24 protein-coding genes are annotated in these 21,081 nt (G+C 43.9%); 11 read left to right on the top strand and 13 right to left on the bottom strand.

From position 1 onward, the window contains the following. Window positions 1–71 precede the first annotated feature (71 nt). From hmoB to AXI57_RS14335, 3 genes are all read left to right on the top strand, one after another. Window positions 72–572 (top strand): heme-degrading oxygenase HmoB, encoded by a 501-nt coding sequence (gene hmoB, locus AXI57_RS14345; protein ID WP_003327737.1) that lies wholly within the window; start codon window positions 72–74, stop codon window positions 570–572. Between the two features lie 144 nt (window positions 573–716). Further along, window positions 717–2,114, top strand: coding sequence for a hypothetical protein (locus tag AXI57_RS14340; protein WP_061670447.1), 1,398 nt, complete (start codon window positions 717–719; stop codon window positions 2,112–2,114). Window positions 2,115–2,189: 75 nt separating this feature from the next. Beyond that, entirely contained in the window at window positions 2,190–3,380 is a 1,191-nt protein-coding gene (locus AXI57_RS14335; protein WP_061670446.1) for a M20 family metallopeptidase, read from the top strand. 15 nt (window positions 3,381–3,395) lie between these two features. On the opposite strand, the gene AXI57_RS14330 is transcribed toward AXI57_RS14335, so the two are convergent. The 3 genes from AXI57_RS14330 to AXI57_RS14320 all read right to left on the bottom strand — a co-directional run bounded on the left by AXI57_RS14330 (window position 3,396) and on the right by AXI57_RS14320 (window position 6,130). Then, window positions 3,396–4,106 (bottom strand): EcsC family protein, encoded by a 711-nt coding sequence (locus tag AXI57_RS14330; protein WP_061670445.1) that lies wholly within the window; start codon window positions 4,104–4,106, stop codon window positions 3,396–3,398. 61 nt (window positions 4,107–4,167) lie between these two features. Next, the gene (locus AXI57_RS14325; RefSeq protein WP_061670444.1) at window positions 4,168–5,394 is read right to left on the bottom strand and encodes an ABC transporter permease; all 1,227 of its coding nucleotides are present in this window, start codon (window positions 5,392–5,394) and stop codon (window positions 4,168–4,170) included. Continuing rightward, the gene (locus AXI57_RS14320) at window positions 5,387–6,130 is read right to left on the bottom strand and encodes an ABC transporter ATP-binding protein (RefSeq protein ID WP_061670443.1); all 744 of its coding nucleotides are present in this window, start codon (window positions 6,128–6,130) and stop codon (window positions 5,387–5,389) included. The genes AXI57_RS14325 and AXI57_RS14320 overlap by 8 nt, the downstream gene beginning before the upstream one ends. A gap of 498 nt (window positions 6,131–6,628) precedes the next feature. Here AXI57_RS14320 and AXI57_RS14315 point away from each other — a divergent pair, with 498 nt between their 5' ends. The 3 genes from AXI57_RS14315 (at window position 6,629) to AXI57_RS14305 (ending at window position 8,932) form a co-directional block, all read left to right on the top strand. After that, the gene (locus AXI57_RS14315) at window positions 6,629–7,066 is read left to right on the top strand and encodes an HIT family protein (RefSeq protein ID WP_003327743.1); all 438 of its coding nucleotides are present in this window, start codon (window positions 6,629–6,631) and stop codon (window positions 7,064–7,066) included. A 145-nt stretch (window positions 7,067–7,211) separates the two neighbouring features. Then, the gene (gene serC, locus AXI57_RS14310; RefSeq protein ID WP_061670442.1) at window positions 7,212–8,291 is read left to right on the top strand and encodes a 3-phosphoserine/phosphohydroxythreonine transaminase; all 1,080 of its coding nucleotides are present in this window, start codon (window positions 7,212–7,214) and stop codon (window positions 8,289–8,291) included. 125 nt (window positions 8,292–8,416) lie between these two features. After that, complete coding sequence (locus AXI57_RS14305) at window positions 8,417–8,932, top strand: tryptophan transporter (protein WP_061572508.1); 516 nt, start codon at window positions 8,417–8,419, stop codon at window positions 8,930–8,932. An 81-nt stretch (window positions 8,933–9,013) separates the two neighbouring features. On the opposite strand, the gene yhzF is transcribed toward AXI57_RS14305, so the two are convergent. Then, a complete protein-coding gene (yhzF, locus tag AXI57_RS14300; protein WP_003327746.1) occupies window positions 9,014–9,205 on the bottom strand; it encodes a membrane protein YhzF in 192 nt (63 codons plus the stop codon). A gap of 131 nt (window positions 9,206–9,336) precedes the next feature. On the opposite strand from yhzF, the gene AXI57_RS14295 reads away from it, so the two are divergent. Both AXI57_RS14295 and AXI57_RS14290 read left to right on the top strand, forming a co-directional pair. Further along, window positions 9,337–9,693 (top strand): YtxH domain-containing protein, encoded by a 357-nt coding sequence (locus AXI57_RS14295; protein WP_003327747.1) that lies wholly within the window; start codon window positions 9,337–9,339, stop codon window positions 9,691–9,693. Window positions 9,694–9,872: 179 nt separating this feature from the next. Next, complete coding sequence (locus AXI57_RS14290; protein ID WP_003327748.1) at window positions 9,873–10,484, top strand: HTH-type transcriptional regulator Hpr; 612 nt, start codon at window positions 9,873–9,875, stop codon at window positions 10,482–10,484. On the opposite strand, the gene AXI57_RS14285 is transcribed toward AXI57_RS14290, so the two are convergent. Next, the gene (locus tag AXI57_RS14285) at window positions 10,481–10,822 is read right to left on the bottom strand and encodes a YhaI family protein (RefSeq protein WP_061572505.1); all 342 of its coding nucleotides are present in this window, start codon (window positions 10,820–10,822) and stop codon (window positions 10,481–10,483) included. The two genes, AXI57_RS14290 and AXI57_RS14285, sit on opposite strands and share 4 nt — an antisense overlap. 210 nt (window positions 10,823–11,032) lie before the next feature. Here AXI57_RS14285 and AXI57_RS14280 point away from each other — a divergent pair, with 210 nt between their 5' ends. Both AXI57_RS14280 and AXI57_RS14275 read left to right on the top strand, forming a co-directional pair. After that, window positions 11,033–11,551 (top strand): DUF3267 domain-containing protein, encoded by a 519-nt coding sequence (locus tag AXI57_RS14280; RefSeq protein WP_003327750.1) that lies wholly within the window; start codon window positions 11,033–11,035, stop codon window positions 11,549–11,551. A 73-nt stretch (window positions 11,552–11,624) separates the two neighbouring features. Next, complete coding sequence (locus AXI57_RS14275) at window positions 11,625–11,843, top strand: hypothetical protein (protein WP_003327751.1); 219 nt, start codon at window positions 11,625–11,627, stop codon at window positions 11,841–11,843. Between the two features lie 61 nt (window positions 11,844–11,904). Here the strand turns inward: AXI57_RS14275 and yhzE2 are convergent, their stop codons facing one another. Together yhzE2 and yhzE1 are read right to left on the bottom strand one after the other, a co-directional pair. Then, window positions 11,905–11,991, bottom strand: a complete 87-nt coding sequence (gene yhzE2, locus AXI57_RS14270) for a sporulation protein YhzE2 (RefSeq protein ID WP_003155248.1) — start codon at window positions 11,989–11,991, stop codon at window positions 11,905–11,907. A gap of 122 nt (window positions 11,992–12,113) precedes the next feature. Further along, window positions 12,114–12,200 carry a sporulation protein YhzE1 gene (yhzE1, locus tag AXI57_RS20975; protein WP_003327753.1) on the bottom strand — a complete coding sequence of 29 codons (87 nt, stop codon included), beginning with the start codon at window positions 12,198–12,200 and terminating at the stop codon, window positions 12,114–12,116. 159 nt (window positions 12,201–12,359) lie between these two features. Between yhzE1 and AXI57_RS14265 the strand changes: the two genes are divergently transcribed. After that, the gene (locus AXI57_RS14265) at window positions 12,360–13,214 is read left to right on the top strand and encodes a peptidylprolyl isomerase (protein WP_061670441.1); all 855 of its coding nucleotides are present in this window, start codon (window positions 12,360–12,362) and stop codon (window positions 13,212–13,214) included. A 36-nt stretch (window positions 13,215–13,250) separates the two neighbouring features. On the opposite strand, the gene AXI57_RS14260 is transcribed toward AXI57_RS14265, so the two are convergent. From AXI57_RS14260 to AXI57_RS14235, 6 genes are all read right to left on the bottom strand, one after another. Then, a complete protein-coding gene (locus AXI57_RS14260) occupies window positions 13,251–13,481 on the bottom strand; it encodes a sporulation YhaL family protein (protein ID WP_003327755.1) in 231 nt (76 codons plus the stop codon). A gap of 137 nt (window positions 13,482–13,618) precedes the next feature. Then, entirely contained in the window at window positions 13,619–14,563 is a 945-nt protein-coding gene (gene yhaM, locus AXI57_RS14255) for a 3'-5' exoribonuclease YhaM (protein WP_003327756.1), read from the bottom strand. Between the two features lie 71 nt (window positions 14,564–14,634). Beyond that, window positions 14,635–17,511: an ATP-binding protein gene (locus tag AXI57_RS14250; RefSeq protein WP_061670440.1), complete on the bottom strand. Its 2,877-nt coding sequence runs from the start codon at window positions 17,509–17,511 to the stop codon at window positions 14,635–14,637. A gap of 13 nt (window positions 17,512–17,524) precedes the next feature. Beyond that, the gene (locus AXI57_RS14245; protein ID WP_061670439.1) at window positions 17,525–18,751 is read right to left on the bottom strand and encodes a metallophosphoesterase family protein; all 1,227 of its coding nucleotides are present in this window, start codon (window positions 18,749–18,751) and stop codon (window positions 17,525–17,527) included. A gap of 133 nt (window positions 18,752–18,884) precedes the next feature. After that, window positions 18,885–20,147 (bottom strand): ABC transporter permease, encoded by a 1,263-nt coding sequence (locus tag AXI57_RS14240; RefSeq protein WP_061670438.1) that lies wholly within the window; start codon window positions 20,145–20,147, stop codon window positions 18,885–18,887. Beyond that, complete coding sequence (locus tag AXI57_RS14235; RefSeq protein WP_061670437.1) at window positions 20,140–21,036, bottom strand: ABC transporter ATP-binding protein; 897 nt, start codon at window positions 21,034–21,036, stop codon at window positions 20,140–20,142. The genes AXI57_RS14240 and AXI57_RS14235 overlap by 8 nt, the downstream gene beginning before the upstream one ends. Between the last annotated feature and the right edge of the window lie 45 nt (window positions 21,037–21,081).

The following is a 21,081-nucleotide window of genomic DNA, read 5'->3' as shown; positions in this document are numbered from 1 at the left end:
ATGTTTGAATGAGTCGCCAATAGAAACTTATACCATTCTTTTGTTATACTAGCAAGCAGGAGGTGGCAAATATGAATGTTTATATTACATATGGGACAGCCGATTTTTTAAAGACCATTGCTGAAAAGAATTCTTCGGAGAATATGCTGCTGATGCAAGGTCAGGAAAATGCGATCCTTGTGCATGAAACAGAAGGACCGACTGTATTTCAGGCGCCCCATCAATATGAAAGCATTGACCAAGCTGGAGAAATCCGCAATCCGGGTTTTGCGGTATTAAACAATATTGCCGTAACACCGGAAGGAAGACCCTTGTTTGAAAACCGCTTTAAAAACAGAGCCGGAAAAGTAGAAAACGAACCTGGTTTTGAAGCAATCAGAGTGCTGAGACCGATTGAGAGCGACACCTATGTCATTCTCACCCTTTGGGAAACGGAAAAAGCCTTCAATGACTGGCAGCAGTCCGCGTCCTACAGCGAGGCTCACAAAAAACGGAACACTTCTGCAGGAATCGACACAACGTCAATGTTCTCCCGCCCTTCGTATGTGACCACTTATTTCGCAGTTGAATAGCTGCCGGATTTTTCCGGCAGTTTTTTTCGTGTTTCCGCCCATTATTTCCTTGGAAATGACATTCTTCCCTATGATACAGCTTTGCACCATATGCCCGCCTATGAATATTCTGTAGCAAAGCGGAATATAAACGGAGTGATCTGAATGGAAGTCACGGGCATGTCGATTCATGTTTTATATGTGCTTTTCATAGGGGCTATTATCCTTTTTATGCTGTTAAGAAAAGATACGACCTTCATTTCGTTGGCGGGTATTTTTACGATTTCATTATTGGCCACACAATCGCTTCATGCGTCTGTCAGCAGTTTATTTCATAGTTTCATTTATGCGGCGTCAGAATTGCTTCCTACTATTTTCATCATTTGCTTTATTGTTTCGATGAGTGAGATCTTAACGAAAACCGGGATAAATGATGCGATGATTTCTCCTTTTGCACGGCTGATCAAAGGCCCAGTTATCGCCTATTGGCTCATTGGCGGACTTATGTTTGCCATTTCGCTGTTTTTCTGGCCTTCTCCGGGAGTGGCGTTAATCGGAGCAATATTGCTTCCCGCCGCCATCCGCGCCGGCCTTTCTCCCATTGCGGCCGCCATGTCGATGAATTTGTTTGGCCACGGTTTTGCCCTCTCTGGTGATTTTGTCATTCAGGCGGCCCCGAAGCTTACTGCTGATGCAGCCGGAATTCCTGTACATGATGTGATGTCGGCAAGCATCCCGCTCGTCCTTATCATGGGCCTTACTACAACAGTCGCAGCCTTTATCATCATCCTGCGTGATCAAAGAAAACAAAACAAGACAAAACTGAAAACAGCTTCCGTCCTGCCTTCCCCTGCAAATGAAAATACCGAGATGTATTTGCCGAGACGCCTGAGAACGGCGCTGGCTCTCTTTATTCCCATTGTTTTTCTGGCTGATATCGGCTGCATGCTGATCCTTGACCTACAAGGCAACGATGCCACGGCATTGATTGGCGGTTCGGCGATTATGATATTAATGACTGTCCATTTCATCGTCTACAAACAAAAAAGCCTTGAAAAAATCACCGGATATTTTATTGAAGGCTTCCAATTCGGTTTTAAGGTGTTTGGCCCTGTCATACCGATTGCCGCTTTCTTTTATCTTGGCGACTCAGGCTTTAAGCATATACTCGGCACCCCTCTTCCCGAAGGATCTGACGGGATCGTCAATGACCTCGGTTTTGCCTTATCTCACGCTATTCCCATGTCTAAGGAATTTGCCGCCATCACTCTTACTGCCGTTGGTGCAGTGACGGGCCTTGACGGCTCAGGCTTTTCAGGCATTTCTCTCAACGGTTCCATCGCCAAGCTTTTTTCGGCCGCCTTACATGCCGATCCCGCAGTCTTAACGGCACTCGGGCAAATTTCCGCCATTTGGGTCGGAGGCGGAACGCTGATACCGTGGGCACTCATCCCCGCCGCGGCGATTTGTAAAGTAGACCCGTTTGAACTGGCGAGAAAAAACTTCTTTCCCGTTGTCATCGGTTTATTGGCAACCACGGCGGCAGCCATTTTTATTCTTTGATGATCAAGAGATTGAAATTTTCTGAATTTTTCTATACAATCATGGGAAAAGATGACCAAAAAGGAGATGCTGCTTTTGTCACTTTCGACACTTCAAAAAAGTATAAATGAACAGCTTGATAGCTGTTTTGATGAAATGGTAAAGCACAGGCGGTTCTTTCATATGAACCCTGAACTTTCTTTTCAGGAAGAAAAGACGGCGGCGTTTATCGCTTCCTTTTATGAAAAACTCGGTGTTCCGATCCGGACACAAGTCGGGGGACGCGGAGTTTTGGCTTATATTGAAGGCAGCGAACCCGGTCCGGCTGTTGCGTTGAGAGCTGATTTTGACGCCCTCCCCATTCAAGATGCCAAAGATGTTCCCTACGCTTCTACAGTGCCTGGTGTCATGCATGCATGCGGGCATGACGGCCATACGGCGACCTTACTCTCGGTTGCAAAGGTGCTCTACCAAAACAGACATAAGCTGAAGGGAAAATTCATCATAATTCATCAGCATGCGGAAGAATATGCCCCGGGCGGTGCGGAGCCGATGATTGCCGACGGCTGCCTCGAGGAAGCGGATGTTATATTCGGCACCCATTTGTGGGCGACAGAACCGCTTGGAACCATCCTTTATCGAACAGGTGCGGTGATGGCGGCGGCTGACAGGTTTACAATCAACATTCGCGGAAAAGGAGGGCACGGGGCTCATCCTCATGATACAAAAGATGCCGTTCTCATCGGATCGCAGATTGTAACCGCCCTTCAGCACATTGTCAGCCGAAAGGTCAATCCAATTCAGTCTGCCGTTATTTCAACCGGCTCATTCGTCGCCAGTAATCCGTTTAATGTGATTGCGGATCAAGCCACACTAATCGGCACGGCACGTTCTTTTGACGAAAATGTACGCAGCCTTTTGGAAAAGGAAATTGAATCTGTCGTTAAAGGAGTTTGCGATATGCATGCGGCCTCCTATGATTACAGCTATGAACGCGGTTATCCGGCAGTTGTCAATCACCCGGAAGAAACAGACCACCTAGCCAGCATCGCAAAGATAACAGAAGGCGTGGAGCATGTGATCGAAGCTGAGCCGCAAATGGGCGGTGAGGATTTCGCCTATTACTTGCAGCATGTGAAAGGAACCTTTTTTTTCACGGGAGCTGCCCCTGAAGATCCTGAATGTGTTCACCCCCACCACCACCCTAAATTTGATATCAATGAAAAAGCAATGCTGACAGCCGCCAAAGTGCTTGCAGGGGCTGCAATCTCATATCATCATTCATAAAAAAACAGCCGGCATTTATTCTCCGGCTGTTTCTTTTAGTAATCTCAGATGAAACACATGTCTTGCCGTCTCCCCCAGCTGTGCAAGCAGTTTGTAGTTGGCGATTCCGCCCACCGCCGCGCCGATGCCCGGCAGTAGCTGAAATAGCTTGACAACATCAATATAATCACGGTATTCCTGCTGAAAGACTCTCCAGTCAATGTCTTCTTTTACCGTTTCCCAATTCTCCAGTGCGGAAAAAACTTTTTTCCGATGTTCATCGCTTGAGAATGCAAGCTGAAAAATGAGCAGAAGGTATAACCTCTCGTCACGGTCCTTTACATCAAAACCGTAAATGGACGACAATGTAAATAAACATTTCATTTTTATGCTGAGCAGCAGCGGAAAATCGGCTACCCCCAGCATAAAACCGCCCGCTCCGGTGCCAATCCCTTCAGCAGCGGCCATCTTTTGATAGGAAGCAATCGTTTTTTTAGCAAGCTTATCCTTTTCTCTGACGGAAAGGCTGGTTGTGTCTTTTTTAAAGGCTGTCATATTGGAACCAAGCATGGTCGCTTCCACCATCTTTTTTATGCTCTCGGTTACCGCTGCATGAATTTTCTCAGGAATGCGCTCATTCACCTTCATTTGCACACCCTTCGAAAACCGTTCAAACATCGAGGACTTTCTTAAAAAACGCATTTTCCATTGAAACGCTTCGTTTAACAGCAGCTCGCTGTCAGTCATCAGCTTCCACTCCTTCGTCTCGCTTTTTTATTACACGATATGAATGGAAAAAAGGTTTCAATCAAATCTTTCCGTATTTTTTCAATCTGGCGCTCATGTATGATGGTAGCAGAGCAAAGATAAGCACTGCGGAACCGATTAAAGCGTACAGCCCGCCTGTCAAACCCGCCGCATAGACAGAAGCGGCAATCAAGATCAATGCCTGCACGCTTAAAGCTGTTTTTAACAAAGCAAAATAACTTTTCATCTTCTCTTCCTTCTTCACTGGATACAGCTCCTGCAAGGAAAGGTGATCAAAATGACCGAAAAGCGGGAGCATCTGGATGCCCGTGATAAATAAAGTGAACACGGTTAAAACCGCTGCGATCCACTCACTTGAAGAGGCATACATAATAATCAGCGCGAAAATAACCGTCAGTCTCACTTGTATTCCCAAATAATCACTCGACCGCAAGAAGGCGCGCGCATACATATAAGAGAAAGTTTTTCGCTGTTCAAACGGGATAAGCCGCAGCAAAAAGTCAAGATACGCCCTGCGCTTGGCTCTCTTTTTCAAATGCGGCACATCTGTAAACAGATTGGCGATTCTGTAAAACCGCTGTTTCCGTCTCAATTCGTAATCAATATGCGCTTCCCATTTAAATGATTTATGCTTTGCAGCCGCTGTAAAGTAGATCAGAAGCGCTGCCATGATGACATACACAACAACTGCGTATATATACAAAGATTGCAATACAAAGTAAAGGACAAGGGCATTGGCTACAAATCTGACCATAGCGTCTGTCAGCTTTTTGTTTCGGTCACTCAGAAAAGTGATCCTCCACTCCATCGCCTGATTCCACGCTTTCAGGATCAGCAGCTGTATGAAAATAACTGTATAAGAAACAAGCGTTGCCGCCGGATTAACGGCAAAATAAAGCGGCATACAGACTAAAGTAAGAGCGATCAGCGGAAAAAGCTGAGAAAGATAGCTGTACGTAAACGCCTGCTTTAAATAAGGCTCCATTTTCGGTTCAATCGGCAATAGAAAGACCAGATCGGCTTCCTTCAGCAACGTCCGTACATATGAACCGGTAAGGATAAGGGAAAACAGCACCGCCATCACCCAAAAGGACGGAAAATGGGCGGGTATATCCTTCACCCATTTGCTGTACCAGCTCGCCGCCCCGGCAATAAAAAAAATCAGGACGATGACGAGATGGTCATTGAGCATATATTTCATATACATTCTGGTTTCTTTTATATGCTCTTGAAGCCGTGACTGCCAAATATCAAGCATATTATTCATGGCCGTCTTCTTCCTTTGTCAGTTCAATATATAAATCGTCCAGCGCCGCATCCCTCATTCCGAACTGTTCTCTGAGATCGGCCAGCGTTCCGCTCGCCCGCACCTCGCCGTTATGTAAAATGATAAATGAATCACAATAGCGTTCTGCCGTCGCCAGAATATGCGTGGACATGAGGACGCTCGCCCCGCCCCTTTTGACTTCATTCATCCGTTCAAGCAGCGCGTTGATAGCGAGCGGGTCCAACCCCAGAAAGGGCTCATCAATAATATAAAGCTCAGGCTCTGCAAGGAACGCGCACATAATCATAACCTTCTGCTTCATTCCTTTGGAGAAGTGGGCCGGAAACCATTTCAGCCGTTTTTCCATCCGGAATTCTTTTAAGAGCGGAGGGAGCCTTTTTTCTAACGTGTCTTTTGAAAGGCCGTACGCCATAGCCGTCAATTCAAGGTGCTCCATAAGCGTCAGCTCTTCATATAAAACGGGTGTTTCCGGTATATAGGTGAATTGCGACCGATAGCCGGTCGGATCGTCAGCGAATGTTTTGCCGTTTAATTCAATCGCGCCTTTATGCGGGTCCATTAAACCGATGATATGTCTGATTGTCGTACTTTTTCCTGCTCCATTCAGCCCGATTAAACCGACGATCTGATTCGGTTCAAGAGTGAAGGAAATATTTTTTAAGACCGGGTTTCTTGTGTACCCGCCGGTCACATTATTTACCGATAGCAGAGACATAGTTTCTCCCCTTCAATTTGTTTTCTTAATAGTACCAAAAATACAGGCTGATTTGAAACGATTCCCTTTTCCTGAATTCTTAAAAATAGCTGTAATAAACAAACCGATTCCGGGACATTATAATGGTTGTAGAGGAAAAAGCTTTAATCAACTGAAAAACGAGGTGTTTGTCAAAGACGTCTTAAAAACAGTTGGATAGAAATTCACATGTCCAATGCTTAGACCATTTCTCATTCACTAAATTGATGAATTTCTTCATTAAACATGAAGCTGACTGTCAAATGAGGTGTTTGTCGCAGGAATCTATAGGCGTTAAAAAAGTCTTCATTTTATAAACAAATGAGGTGCTTACAAAAGGCATATCCGAATTTTCTTAACTTAAGCTATTCCTCTGCATGCAGGGTGAACGCTCCGCCGTTCATCCTGTTTTTTATTTTCTGCATTTCTGTGGTACGATGAGTTTATACATAAAAAACAATTTCATAAGGAGGAACCCTCATGCATAGTGCAGAGAATTGTATTTTTTGTAAAATTATCGCCGGCGAAATTCCGTCAGCAAAGGTTTATGAAGATGAACATGTGCTGGCATTTCTCGATATCAGCCAAGTGACGAAAGGCCACACCCTCGTTATCCCGAAAACACATATTGAAAATGTTTACGAATTTACAGACGAATTAGCGAAACAATATTTTCACGCCGTGCCGAAAATTGCCCGCGCCATCAGGGATGAATTTGAACCGATCGGCTTAAATACGTTAAACAATAACGGCGAAAAAGCAGGACAATCTGTTTTCCATTACCATATGCATATTATCCCGCGCTACGGAAAAGGAGACGGATTCGGAGCAGTGTGGAAAACACATGCAGATGATTACAAACCGGAAGATCTGCAAGACATTTCTTCATCCATTGCCAAACGCCTGGCCTCATCATAAGATGGGGTTTTTTGTTATGGGAACAAATCGTTATAATCCGTCACTTTCTTTAGACAATTCAAATTTTTTATAAAAAAACTGAATTTTTGTGATAGGATAATTGTATTATTTCATACATTAACGTGGAAAACAGGGAGAGATCATGATGGAACGTACAACGAATTTTAACGCAGGTCCTGCAGCGCTGCCATTGGAAGTTCTGCAAAAAGCACAGAAAGAGTTTATTGATTTTAATGAATCCGGCATGTCTGTTATGGAGCTTTCCCACCGCAGCAATGAATATGAAGCGGTGCATCAAAAAGCGAAAAGCCTGCTGATTGAACTGATGGGCATCCCGGAAGACTATGACATTCTGTTTCTTCAAGGCGGGGCAAGCCTTCAATTCTCAATGCTTCCGATGAACTTTTTAACACCTGAAAAAACCGCTCATTTTGTGATGACAGGCGCTTGGTCTGAAAAAGCGCTCGCTGAAGCGAAATTGTTCGGAAACACATCTGTGACGGCGACAAGCGAATCAGACAATTACAGCTACATTCCCGAGGCTGACCTTACGGATGTAAAAGACGGCGCATATTTACATATTACATCTAACAATACGATTTTCGGCACACAGTGGCAGGAATTCCCAAACTCTCCAATTCCGCTCGTCGCTGACATGTCCAGCGATATTTTAAGCAGAAAAATCGATGTATCCAAATTTGACGTCATTTACGGCGGTGCCCAAAAAAATCTTGGTCCTTCAGGTGTTACCGTTGTCGTAATGAAAAAATCATGGCTGCAAAATGAAAATGCCAACGTTCCGAAAATCCTAAAATATTCAACACATACAAAAGCGGACTCACTGTACAATACACCTCCGACATTTGCGATATACATGCTGAGCCTTGTCCTAGAGTGGCTGAAAGAAAACGGCGGCATTGATGCAGCTGAACAGCGCAATGAGCAAAAGGCAGACGTGCTGTACAAATGCATTGATGAAAGCGGCGGTTTCTACAAAGGCCACGCCGAAAAAGACAGCCGTTCACGCATGAATGTCACCTTCACCCTTCGTGATGATGAGCTGACAAAGACATTTGTCCAGCAGGCAAAAGAAGAGAAAATGGTCGGGCTTGGCGGACACCGTTCTGTCGGAGGCTGCCGTGCTTCCATCTATAACGCTGTCACACTGAAAGATTGCGAAAAACTGGCAGCCTTTATGAAGAAATTCCAGCAAGAAAATGAGTAAAAAATCTTCTATGCAAACCGTTCCTTTGATATACTGTTTGCATATTATATTCTTTTAAGCCCTCGCAATAAATGACGAGCATATTATTGGAAGGCAAAAAGAGCTTAGCAGAGGAGAGCATAGTTATGAAAACAAAAGAGTTAGTCATTATGGCACTGTTTGCCGCAATCGGCGCAGCGCTCCATTCCATTATTCCGCCTTTTTTAGGCGGCATGAAGCCCGATATGATGCTGATCATGATGTTTATGGCCATCCTGCTGTTTCCGCGGGTGCAAAATGTGCTTCTGATCGGAATTGTAACCGGATTGATTTCGGCTCTGACAACCGCTTTTCCGGGCGGACAGCTTCCAAACATCATTGACAAACCGGTATCGGCGTTTCTGTTTTTCACCCTGTTCCTTGTGTTCAGAAAGAGCCAAAAAACAGCGTCATGTGCTATTCTGACGGCTATCGGAACCATCTTGTCGGGAACGGTATTTTTGTTATCAGCATTGCTTATTGTCGGTTTGCCGGGCGGTTTTGCCGCACTATTTGTCGCCATTGTCCTGCCTGCAGCCGCTGTGAATACAATCGCGATGATTATTATGTATCCGATTGTGCAAACCATCATGAAACGGTCGAGTTTATCCGAACCGGCGTAATAATTGATTTAAAACGCCTCTTCCGAATCACACTGGAAGAGGTTTTTTTATATAAGAGAGCTGACGGCGCTTCAACAGGTTTCAAACGAGCAGTTTTGTGAAAAAGATAAGACATAGAGTGAGGGCGGTTCCGGTTGAACAAACAAGCGCCTTTTGCCGGAGAACCCTTTTCGGCGGGTAAGACGCAGCCTGGCCGAGAAGTCTGATATAGTAAACGGCGCCTGAAGCGAAAGCAAGAGTCATACATGATAACACAATCATAAAGACAGACAACCTTCTCCCTCCTTTTCACTTAAAAAATATGCTAAAATAAAGCAAGCTATGTATAGAAGTTTCTTATTCCAGCTAGAATGAGAAAAAGCTAACACATGTATGATATCCAAAGATAAAACGGGGTGATACAAATGGCTAACGGACGTTCTCTTTTAACAGGACTATTCGTAGGCGGGATTATCGGAGGCGCGGCGGTTTTGCTTTCAGCACCTTCATCAGGTAAAGAGCTGCGCGGGAAAATTAAATCTAATTGTGAATCTTTTGAAGAAACGATCAAACGCTTAAAAACAGACGGCATGGCATTAAAAGATCAGCTAGTCAGAGCTGCGAAAGAAAGCGCTGATGTCATTAAAGACGTAAGCGGCGAGCTGCAAACCTCAATTAAAAAATGGCAGGAAGAAATTAAACCGCACCAGCAGGATCTGCAAAAGGAAATTGCGGATATTGAAGAGAAGATTAAACAGCTGGAGAAAACCTTACAAAACTAATATCCTATTCTAATTAAAAAAAGTGCGGGAAAATGGCTTCCCTGCACTTTTTTTAGGCTGAAAATCCTTATTTGGCAACGGGTGCTGAATTTATTATAAAATTCTTAAATTTTCATCTTTATTAATCTTTATTTTATTGGCATAATAGAGACAAAGATAAAGAGAAGCAGGTGAACGTAATGAATCGAGTGGAACCGCCTTATGATTTAAAAGAAGCACTTGTTTTTACTCAAAAAATGGCACAGCTGAGCAAGGCCCTTTGGAAATCTTTAGAGAAGGATTGGCAGCAATGGCTCAAGCCATACGACTTGAATATTAACGAACATCATATCTTATGGATAGCCTATCAGCTGGACGGGGCTTCAATTTCTGAAATTGCGAAGTTCGGCGTGATGCATGTATCAACGGCCTTTAATTTCTCTAAGAAGCTTGAGGAGCGGGGGTATCTAAAATTTTCGAAGCGGTTAAATGATAAAAGAAATACGTACATTCAGCTGACCGAAGAAGGGGAAAATATCTTTTCGAGCTTGCTTGAAGAATTTGATCCGACGCGCAATGCGGTATTCAAAGGATCACAGCCTTTATATCAATTATTCGGAAAATTCCCTGAAAACGCAGAAATGACATGTATCATCCGTAATATATACGGAGATGACTTTATGGAGTACTTTGAAAAATCGCTTATGAATATCGAAAACGATTTTGATATTGAAGACGGAAAATTGAAGAAAAAAGCAGACGGCGATCTTCTTGATGAAACAGCTGAACACCTCGAACCGGTTAACAGTTAGTCAAAGTTCCTGATGATTTCAATAAATTCTTCCATCAGCTCGGTATACATCCCCTGCTTATATAAGGCAAAAATCGTTTCGTGGACATCTAATTTTTCATTTAATTGTCCGGCAAAAAGCGCAAGGAGCTTTTCGAAAGTCACAAAACCTTGCGCTTTTTGTGACGCCAGCTCTTCTGCCAAATCGCGGCAAATCCGTTCAACCTCTTCCCCTTCCCGCTTGGTCAGCCCTTTTTCAATCAGCATCGCATAGAAGGGATATTGGTCCATATCTACTGTTTTCACTAATAATTGTATGTAATATTCCAATCGCTCAATGCGATGATCCATCGAATCCATCCGTTTCACTTCTTTCTATCTTTAATCTTATTTTAGCTGATAATGCAGTGAGAAGAAAGTTCTAACCGTACATTTCCCAGATTGTTTGGCGCTTTCAAAAAAATTCCTGCCAAATCCATTTTTTTTCGTGAAAAAGGATTGATTTTTTCTCTTGGGAGGAGTAAATTATTTTGAGATTGTATTCACGCTTTGTACGGAAGGATGACTCTGATGAATTGCTGGAAAACCATTAATCTTGTGAAAGATTATGGGGCCGTTCGCATCGTATTGATTGCTGTCTGTTTAATGATTATGTTTTTTATATCGAATTTTTTAGCGTTCGAACTGCTGCGGCCGAAAATGAGCTTAAGCGATGAATATGTACCTGTCTTCGGCGTTTTGCTCGTTGTTACTTTACTTGTACATAAAGCCATCCATGTCCTGCCGATCATCAGCAAAAAAAGAAAAATAGAAAAAAAGATTTATTTGTTAAGACTGCGCCAGTGGAAACGGATTCCTAAAATGACTATGCTCATTTCATTGTTGAGCCCGTTTTTGCTGATTACGCCGGTATTATTTTACGCAGGGCTGGCATTTCCAAGCCACGCTCATTATTTCTGTATTATTTCAAGCATTCATTTCGGTTATTGTCTGCCCGATTTCTTGTTTGCATTAAAATTGCTGAAAGCGCCGAAAGCGTGCTTCATAGATCAGGAAGCTGACGGCTTTGATATATTGGTGGAAAAGTAGCTGTGCCGCGCTTTCCCTACCTGATATTTCAGTTTAATTTCTATCTTTTTGTATAAATATTTGGTAATGTAATATGGGAGCAGTTCAGAGAGAGGGGGAATCTCCCATCATTTTATTCTATTTTATCGTGGCAGCCTTGTTTATTTTGTACTTTATAAACAAGCTCACAAATACATTATGCCTTGTCAGAGAGATTCCTGAAGAGCGGCAGGATAAGGTATTCAGATTTATTAATGTATCCATTTTAATTTTGCTGATCTCTTCGTTTGTAGAGATCTCCTTTACTGTTTAAACAACAACAGTAAAAAGCATAGCTGTCGGACGTCCGGCAGCTATGCTTTTTTGTTTTCTGATTAATACAGCCAAGAAGCACCGATGATGATCAATAAAATAAACAATACAACCAATAGCGCAAAACCGCCTGCGAAAACTTCGCCCATCTGAAAAGCACCTCCTCAAAAAAGGTTTATTTTCCAATTACATCTTATGCACTTAGGTGTTAAAACGATTAGGCTGAAGTGAAAGTAAAGGACCGCTCAAACTGCAAGCGATCCTAAACTGCTTAGTAAATGTACGCTGCACCTACGATGATAAGCAAAATGAACAGTACAACGAGCAACGCGAAACCATTTGAGTATCCTCCGCTCATGCTACATACCTCCTTTTCTTGATCAATATATTTGTATGTAACTGGGGAAAGTTTGACTAGACGAATGCCCGTTATTTAAAATCTTTTTACAGAAAGCCACAATATGTTATGATACGCATAGGCAATTTAATTTGGAATGATTAGGAGTGTTTGAGAAAAATGAAAAAAATGGCAATTGCAGCTATTACTGCTACAAGCATTTTGGCTCTTAGCGCTTGCAGCAGCGGCGACAAAGAAGTCATCGCTAAAACAGACGCCGGCGATGTAACGAAGGGCGAACTTTACACAAACATGAAAAAAACAGCCGGAGCCAGTGTGCTGACACAGCTTGTCCAAGAAAAAGTGTTAGCTAAAAAGTATAAAGTAACGGACAAAGAAATTGACAAAAAACTAAAAGAGTATAAAAAACAGCTCGGCGATCAATATTCTGCCCTCAAAGAACAATATGGCGAGGATTACCTGAAAGACCAGGTAAAATATGAATTGCTCACACAAAAAGCCGCTGAAGATAACATCAAAGTAACTGATGACGATGTAAAAGAATATTGGGAAGGTCTGAAAGGAAAAATCCGTACAAGCCACATCCTTGTCGCTGACAAAGATACAGCTGAAGAAGTAGAGAAAAAGCTGAAAAAAGGCGAGAAATTTGAAGACCTTGCGAAAGAATACTCTACAGACAGCTCAGCAAACAATGGCGGAGATCTTGGCTGGATTTCAAAAGATGATACCCAATTGGATGCGACTTTCAGCAAAGCGGCATTTAAGCTGAAAAAAGGCGAAGTCAGCGACCCTGTTAAAACGCAATTCGGCTACCATATCATCAAAAATACCGAGGAACGCGGAAAATATGATGACATGAAGAAAGATCTTAAGAAAGACGTGAAAGAACAAAAACTCAGCGATACATCAGCTGTTCAGGCTGCTGTTGAAAAAGTGATCAAAAAAGCTGATATTGATGTGAAAGACAAAGATTTAAAAGATACATTTAACACATCTTCAAGCACTTCCAAATAAAAAAAGCGCAGGCTCTTTTAAAGAGCTGCGCTTTTTTTATGCGATCGAATGGTTTTGATCTTCTTCTCCCTGCTTCGTTTCAGCAGAAGGAATCGGAGCCAGACGGCGTTGTTTTTCTTGTTCCATTCGCTCTATATAGATTTGTCCTTCTTTTTCAATAAAAGACTGGTCAAGCTTTTCTTCCTCTTTCGCAGTTGTCACCAGCTTATAAGCACTGAAAATGATGCCGATGATGCAAAGGTATACCCACCACGGAAAAAATAGCACGGCCTCTTCCCCCTTTTTGCATAGTTTCTTTATTTCTAACTTTATGCATCAGCCAGACAAGTTATGAGTGAAGAAGCTGATAAAAAAGGACTGACCCTTCAAACACATCATGTGTTTGGAGGACCAGCCCTTTCGTATTATTCGTGGAACGACGGTTTATAGAATGAACGGTTTTCCAGTGCAAATACCCGCTCGGTATACTCGCCCGGCTTCACCCGTTCAAGTGCTCTGTCCATCATGTTCATTTTCGCGTCAAGGTTGTCAATGTAATGCAGAATTTCCGCTTCTTTTACCATCGGCGGTTTTGGACTTCCCCATTCCGCTTTGCCGTGATGGCTCAAGATCAAATGCTGAAGGATCAGCACCTCTTCTGAATCAATTTGAAGCTCCTCTGCCGCTTTTGAAAGCTCAGTCACCATGATGGAGATGTGGCCGAGCAGATTGCCTTCCACTGTATACGTGGTTGATACAGGGCCGGACAGCTCTTTTACTTTTCCGAGATCATGCAAAATCACGCCGGCATACAAAAGGTCACGGTCAAGCGACGGATATAAATCCGCTATCGCTTTTGCCAGATTCAGCATGGACACAACATGATACGCCAGACCGGAGACAAATTCATGATGGTTTTTGGTAGCTGCAGGATAATCTATAAACTCTGCACCGTATTTTTTGACCAGATGTCTTGTGATCCGCTGGATATTCGGGTTTTTCATTTCAAATATATATTGGGTGACAGTGTCCATCATCTCATTTTTCGGGATGGGCGCCGTTTCTAAAAAGTCATCAATGTTTACATTTTCATGCTCGCCCGCCGGTCTGATGTTTCTCAGCTTCAGCTGATTTCGACCGCGGTAGTGATGGACATCCCCGACGACCTTAACGATCGTTTGCGGCGCATAGGTGGTTTCATCGCTTTGCTTCGCATCCCATAGCTTCGCCTCAATATCACCTGATTGGTCTTGAAGCATTAATGTCAAGAATGGTTTTCCATTGCTTGCAATCCCCTTTGTTGAGGATTTAATCAATAAATATTGGTCAACCTGTTCGCCAACCTCGTGAAGCATAATACCTTTAGCCATTCTATTAAAGCTCCCTCCATATCTTACATATTACCAGTATATCACACACAGCTTTTAAGCTAAAAACTCATTTATGACAATAAATGGATCACTTGATCGTTTGGAAACGACGCTTTGACATGCTCATGACATGTGAAATAAAGGATTTGCCTATTGCCCTCAGAGAACCTGGCAAGCACCTCAAGCACTCGTTTAAGACGCTCCTGATCGAAGTGAACAAAACTGTCATCAAGCTGAAATGGGAGCATAACGCCATCCTGACGGGTAAGTGCAAGCGCAAAACGTATCGATGCATATAGCTGCTCACATGTCGCCTGTGAAAGCTCTTCCGCATGAAATGTCATTCCGTCGCTTCGCATCACCATAATAGAGTCATCTGCCTCGGAAAAATATATATTCTCATAGCTTCCGCCCGTGAGCGGATGAAAAAATGCTTTTGCCGTTTCTAACAAGCGCGGCAATCCGACTTTTTTATGGCGCTCCATTTTGTCTTTGATCACTTGTCTGACCATTTGAATGGCGGCCCATTCTTTTGCAAGCAATTTGACCCGTTCTTTTTGCATTTCAGTTTGCAGCTTCAGCTCGGATACTGTTCCCGATGCCTCCAGCTGTTCTTGTCTGACCGCAAGCAATGCAAGCTGCTCCCTGGAATGATGTACATCCTCATGGAGCCGGTCTCTTCTTTCCTTTGCTTCAGAAAGCTTTCGTTTCATTTCTGAAAGCGTCCCGGATCCTGCCAGTTCAGTTGCATCGGAATGAGCCCCATGCAGCTGCGCCTTTATGTTTTGAAGCTGCTCTTCTGTCTCTTTCCGTTTCTTGCCGATTTCGGCGATAGCCCGGAAATCTTCCCTGTCATTTGCACCTGCGGCGTGAAATAGCCGGTCAATCTGAGCTTGAAAGTACTGAATCTCTTGGTCAAGATCACGCATCTGCTCCTCGGCATACTGAATTTCCGTGTCAATTTCCCTTTTTTTCTTTTCTATTTTCTCTTCCCGTTCGACACTTTTTTTCAGGAAATGAATGAGGTCTGCAACGGTATGCTCATCCCCGTTCTCTGACGGCATTAACTGATTAAGCCGCGCCTCAAAAGTCCGCCGGTGTTTTTGAAGTCTTCCGGCTTCAATGGTCAGTTCGTGTTTTTTCTTGATCTCGTTTTTCAAATCTTTCATTAAGCTATAGGCATCCAGCAAAAAAGACGCGTCTTCGCTGAAACCGAGGTCCTTCTTATAACTTTCGATCCTGCTTTGAGCGGGGGCCATTTCCGCTTCCCACTCTTCAAATTGCTGAATGACTCTTTCGTAACCGGCTTCTTTTTGCTGTAAAACCGCTTTGAGTGTAATCAGCTGCTGTCTGTTTTGATCATCCTGCCACAGCGCTTCCTTCAGCTCATCCATTTCTCCTGAAGGCATATTTGTTTTCTGCTGGCTTCTCTGCGCAGTTATACGGATGGCAGGGGCCTTTTTAAAGTTCACGAATAGATAGATTAAAACAGCAGCGGCAAAAGCAATCGCGGGCAGCCATTCCTTTACGATGAGAAAGAAGGCGGTGCAGAGGACGCCGGCACCAAGGATGATCTTCTTTTGTTTTGCCTGCTGCTTCTCTAAGAGCATAAGCTGTGATGCCAGTTCCTCTTGCCCTTGGTAAAACCTCTGTTTTTTGAGTTCGGCTTCCTTTTCTTTTCGCTGATGATCGTTTAGCACTGCGGCAGCGGACTCTTCATACGCCCGTTCCGCTTCTTCAAGATCTCGCCGCACCTGTTCAAATGTCTCATCAAGCTGCTTTTTTCTGTCTCTGGCTTGGCCATAGCTTTGCATTGCCTGCTGCAGTTGCCATTCGTAATCATAGGCGGTATTCATGTGAAGCAGCTCTTTTTCATCCGCTTTGCCGAGCTGCTGCAAGCCGGAAGACACGCGGGAAGAGACCTGGCGAAGCTGCGCTTGTACGGCCGAAAGCTGTTCGCCATATGATTGATACATATGATACTCTGCAAGCAGATTTTGAATGAGCGCTTCATTCTTCAACATTTCTTCATTTGGCATAAGCTGTTGTGACTGGCTGGATAATTCCGCCGCTTTTACCCGGAGCGCCTCAAGCTGGGCTGATTTCGGATGGATATGCGACTCGTATTTCTCAAGCTGATACAATCCGTCCGCTGGAAATCGGGCGGATTGTGCCGGGTACGCCTCCATTTTTTGTTGCAGTGCCGTTTTTTGGTCTATCAGCGGCTTGATGTGGATCGCCGCATCTATATGACGAATATGTTCCGTTAAACCGGTCAGCTCCGTTTCAGCGGCGGCAAGGCTTGAGGCGAGCGCTTTTTTTTCCTCGAGAAGACTGTGGTAGCCGGCTTCAAGAGATTCTGCCTGTTTCAGTTTTGCCGTAAGCTGCTTAAGCGTTTCGAGTTCCTGATTTAAACGAGGGTTTCTGCCGTTCGGTTTATAAAGACGGTCTTGTTCCTTCGCCAGCCGAGAGTCAAGCTTTGTAACTGCTTCGGCGCCGAACAAGCTCGAAAACAGCAGAAACTCTCCAATTTTATCTCTATTAAAGGTATGAATCTCCTGCAAACCGAACACATCAAAAGAATAAATTGATTTATAGAGCGCACGATCCGTGTTCCTGAGAAGCTTCTTTAAAAAATCCTCAGTTTTCACTTCACCTGCAGCCGTGTATACCCGAACCCTTCCTGAGGCTCCTTTTGTCCGTTCAACCTTAATCCTGCCGTACTCATGGTGTTCCGCCTCTAAGATACCTCCGTAGACGCCGCCTGTTTTCGGCTCATACTTTTTTGTTTTCGGAAACCCAAACAGCATGCTTTCAATAAATGACATCATGGTCGTTTTTCCGGCTTCATTCAAACCGTAGATCAATTGAACCCCGGATGTTGAAAAGTGAAACGTTTGGTTTGAAAATTTTCCATATTGATAGATATGTAAAGATAGGATTCGCATCGCTTTCACCGCCTTATGTCTCAAGCACCCTGAGCTGTTTTTTTAACAAAGTTTGCGCCTGCTCTTTGATTTCCGCTATGTCTTCGTCACTGAACCGGCTGGCGTGCCTTCTGTACACCGGATGCCGCTCAAGGCCTTCAAACACTCCGTTCATCTCTTCCGATTGTTCTATTTCTGAAAACAACCCGCCAAAGAAAGGGCTGAGAGCTGCGTCCGCGTCTCCGTCCTCAGTTTCATCTTCCACAGAAAGCAGCCATATAAAATGATCCTCCTCTGCTTCCTGCTCCTGAAACGTTTCAAGAAGTTCGTCCAGCACGCCGTTTGACGCCGTTTTCAGGAATTCGGGCGCTTTTCCCTGCAAAACCAGCCTTGCACAAACCGGTTTCTCCGTCAGCCGCAAGTCCGAAAAAACAGCCTCTACCGTTTGAAATAAAGCGGTCATATGCTCTATGCCCGTCACATCAATACTGATCTGTTCCCACAATACATCATGGGCCTGCTTAAATTCATAGGATATGTCACCGCTTGAAACATTGACGAGATAAAAGCCCTTATCACCCGTTTCTTTCATATGCCGCCCTTGAATATTTCCGGGGTAAATAACGGCCGGATGCCGAGAAGATAGCACCTGCCGTTTATGAATGTGGCCAAGCGCCCAATAATCCATCCCGCTTTTTTTAAGATCATCATATGTAAAAGGAGCATACGGATCATGCCCCTCCGCCCCTGATAAAGTGCCGTGAAGCATGCCGATATGAAAGGGAGCATCCGTTGACACCCGATAACGGGAAGCCTGGTTGCTCGTAACGGCTCGGGCAGGATAGCTGAAGCCATAGATGCTGGCCGCTAGCTTGTCTTCTTTGTAAAAGGATTTTTCTTCAGGGGAAAAAGAGGTAAAGATATGCACATTATCCGGCCATTCAATCGGCGTCCATTCCCCGCCCAAATGATCATGATTTCCGAAGATGACATATACCTGAATCCCGCACTCTCTCAGCCTTGTAAACTGCTTTCTTAAAAAAAGCTGAGCTTTTAGGCTGCGGTTAGCTTCGTCAAATAAGTCACCTGCCAGCAAAACGAAATCAACGCGTTCCCGGACAGCGGCATCCATTACATGTCTCACACTGTGAAAAGTGCTTTCTTTTATCCGTTTAAAAATCGGATCTGGCAGATGCGATATGCCGTAAAACGGGCTGTCAAGATGCAGATCCGCAGCATGTATAAAGGTTAAATCAGTCAATGTTCCGCTCCTTTCGATGAGGTGAATTACCCCTATTTTAGCATCGTTTCCGTACGAATGCACGTTCTGCTAAAAGAATGGAAAACGCCGAAACCGCAAAAAAACAGCCTGAGTGTCCCCAGACTGTTTCCCATTAGTTTTTCGATAAACGAAGCGCCTGTTTGATTGCTTTGAATGCGTTTGAATTGCCGTAAAAAAGGACACCGCCTTTGTAGATTCTTGCCCCGATCACTGCCAAAATGATGATGGTGAGCAGGGTAATTCCAATGCCGAGCGCTGCCTGCCAAAACGGGATATCCAGCATGCCGACACGCAAAAACATAATCATCGGCGTAAAGAACGGAATAAACGATGTGGCAGTAATAAATCCCGCGTCAGGAGTGCGTATTCCAAACACTGCAATCATAAAGCCGGCCACGACCAAAAGCGTCATCGGTGTGATCGTCTGCTGCACATCCTCTATGCGGCTGACGACGCTTCCGAGAAAGGCAGCCATTGTCGCATAAAGGAAATACCCGAGCAAAAAGAAAATAACTGCGTAGATAATCGTTGAAACCGGAACATCGGTTACATTGATAAACTGACTGACCGATGATGTTGTCTCGCCGGTTTCACCGAGCTTGAGAGACGCAAAGCCAATTGACAGGATGATAGCGAGCTGCGTCACTCCGACGAGCGCAATGCCAAACAGCTTTGCAAACATCTGCTGGATCGGCGGCATGCTTGAGATCAGAATTTCCATGACGCGGGATGATTTCTCCGTCGCCACTTCCATCGCAATCATACTCGCATACATAATGACAGCGAAATAAATCATAAACAGAAGGATATAGACAAGCCCCATAACCTGCCCAAGCTCTTCCTCTGACTTCGCTCCCGTTTGCAATGCTACATTATCGACAGAGACAGGGGCATAGAGGCTGCTGATTTTTTCTTGTGAGACACCCAAGTCAGCCGTGCCCACAACGGTTTTCGTTTGTGTCAGCGCCTGCTTCAGGTAATTGTACGCCGTCTCATCAGAAATCGTTAACGCTTTGTAAGTCCCCGATATTTCTCCGTTTTTATCTCTTTTGATGATGAACATTCCGTCCAATTTTTCATTTTTAACTTGCTGAGACACTTCTTTTTCGGATTTTTTCGTTTGTTTCATATCCAATTCGCTGTCGGCATCAACAGCTTTCAGCTGCTTTGAAAAGATCGGGTACAATTCATTTGTTTCATCAATGACCGCTATTTCTTGCTTTGCATCGTCATCAGACTGGAACATAGAAATAATCGACTCTAAATTTGTCACAAACAAAACAAGCAGTACGCTGATAACGGTTGAAATAATAAACGACTTTGCCGTGATCTTATTTTTATATGTATGGAATAGCATAATAAAAAATTTATTCATAGACAGCCCCCACCTTTTCAATGAAAATATCATGCAGTGACGGCTCTTCCAGTTCAAACTTTCTGATAAATCCTTTGCCTTGAAGCATGGAAAACAGTTCTTGGGAAATGGCTTCATTGGCAATTTGAAGCTTTACTCCGTCAGACGTTTCTTTCCATTTCGTAATGCCCTCGTGCGACTTTAGAAATTCAAGATTGTCATCAGAATGAATAGACACATTCTTTTTTCCAAACGAGCGCTTAATTTCCTTCAGCTTCCCTTGGACGACTGGCTTTCCCTTTTGCAGAATACAGAGGTTTTCACAAAGTTCTTCTACATGCTCCATGCGGTGGCTTGAGAATACGATGGATACACCGCTGTTTTTAAGAGCTACAACCGCATCCTTTAAAAGTTCGACATTCACAGGGTCAAGGCCGCTGAATGGCTCATCAAGAATCAACAGCTCAGGCTTATGCAAGACAGCCGATATAAATTGAATTTTTTGCTGATTTCCTTTTGACAGCTCTTCTACCTTCTTATTCTCGTACTCTGTGATATTGAACCGTTCAAGCCATGTGCCGAGTTCTTTTACAGCATCTTGTTTCGCCATCCCTTTAAGACGGGCAAGATATACAAGCTGGTCTTTCACCTTTAATTTCGGGTAAAGCCCCCGTTCTTCCGGCAAATATCCGATTTTACTGGTTATACTGTAATTGACTGGCCGGCCTTTCCAGCTGATGGAGCCCTCCGTTATGCTTAATAAGCCTAATATCATTCGAAATGTGGTCGTTTTTCCTGCGCCGTTTGCGCCTAACAAGCCGAACATCTGCTGCTCCGGGATTTCAAGATGCAATCCGTCAACTGCTTTTTGTTTGCCAAATTGTTTCGTTACATGATCTATTGTCAGCACCTGACTCCCTCCTTCCTCCACCCATTATATACTATTATTGGATGA

The organism is Bacillus atrophaeus (assembly GCF_001584335.1).
Taxonomy (GTDB): domain Bacteria; phylum Bacillota; class Bacilli; order Bacillales; family Bacillaceae; genus Bacillus; species Bacillus atrophaeus.
This window is presented reverse-complemented; position numbering and strand designations above follow the sequence as displayed.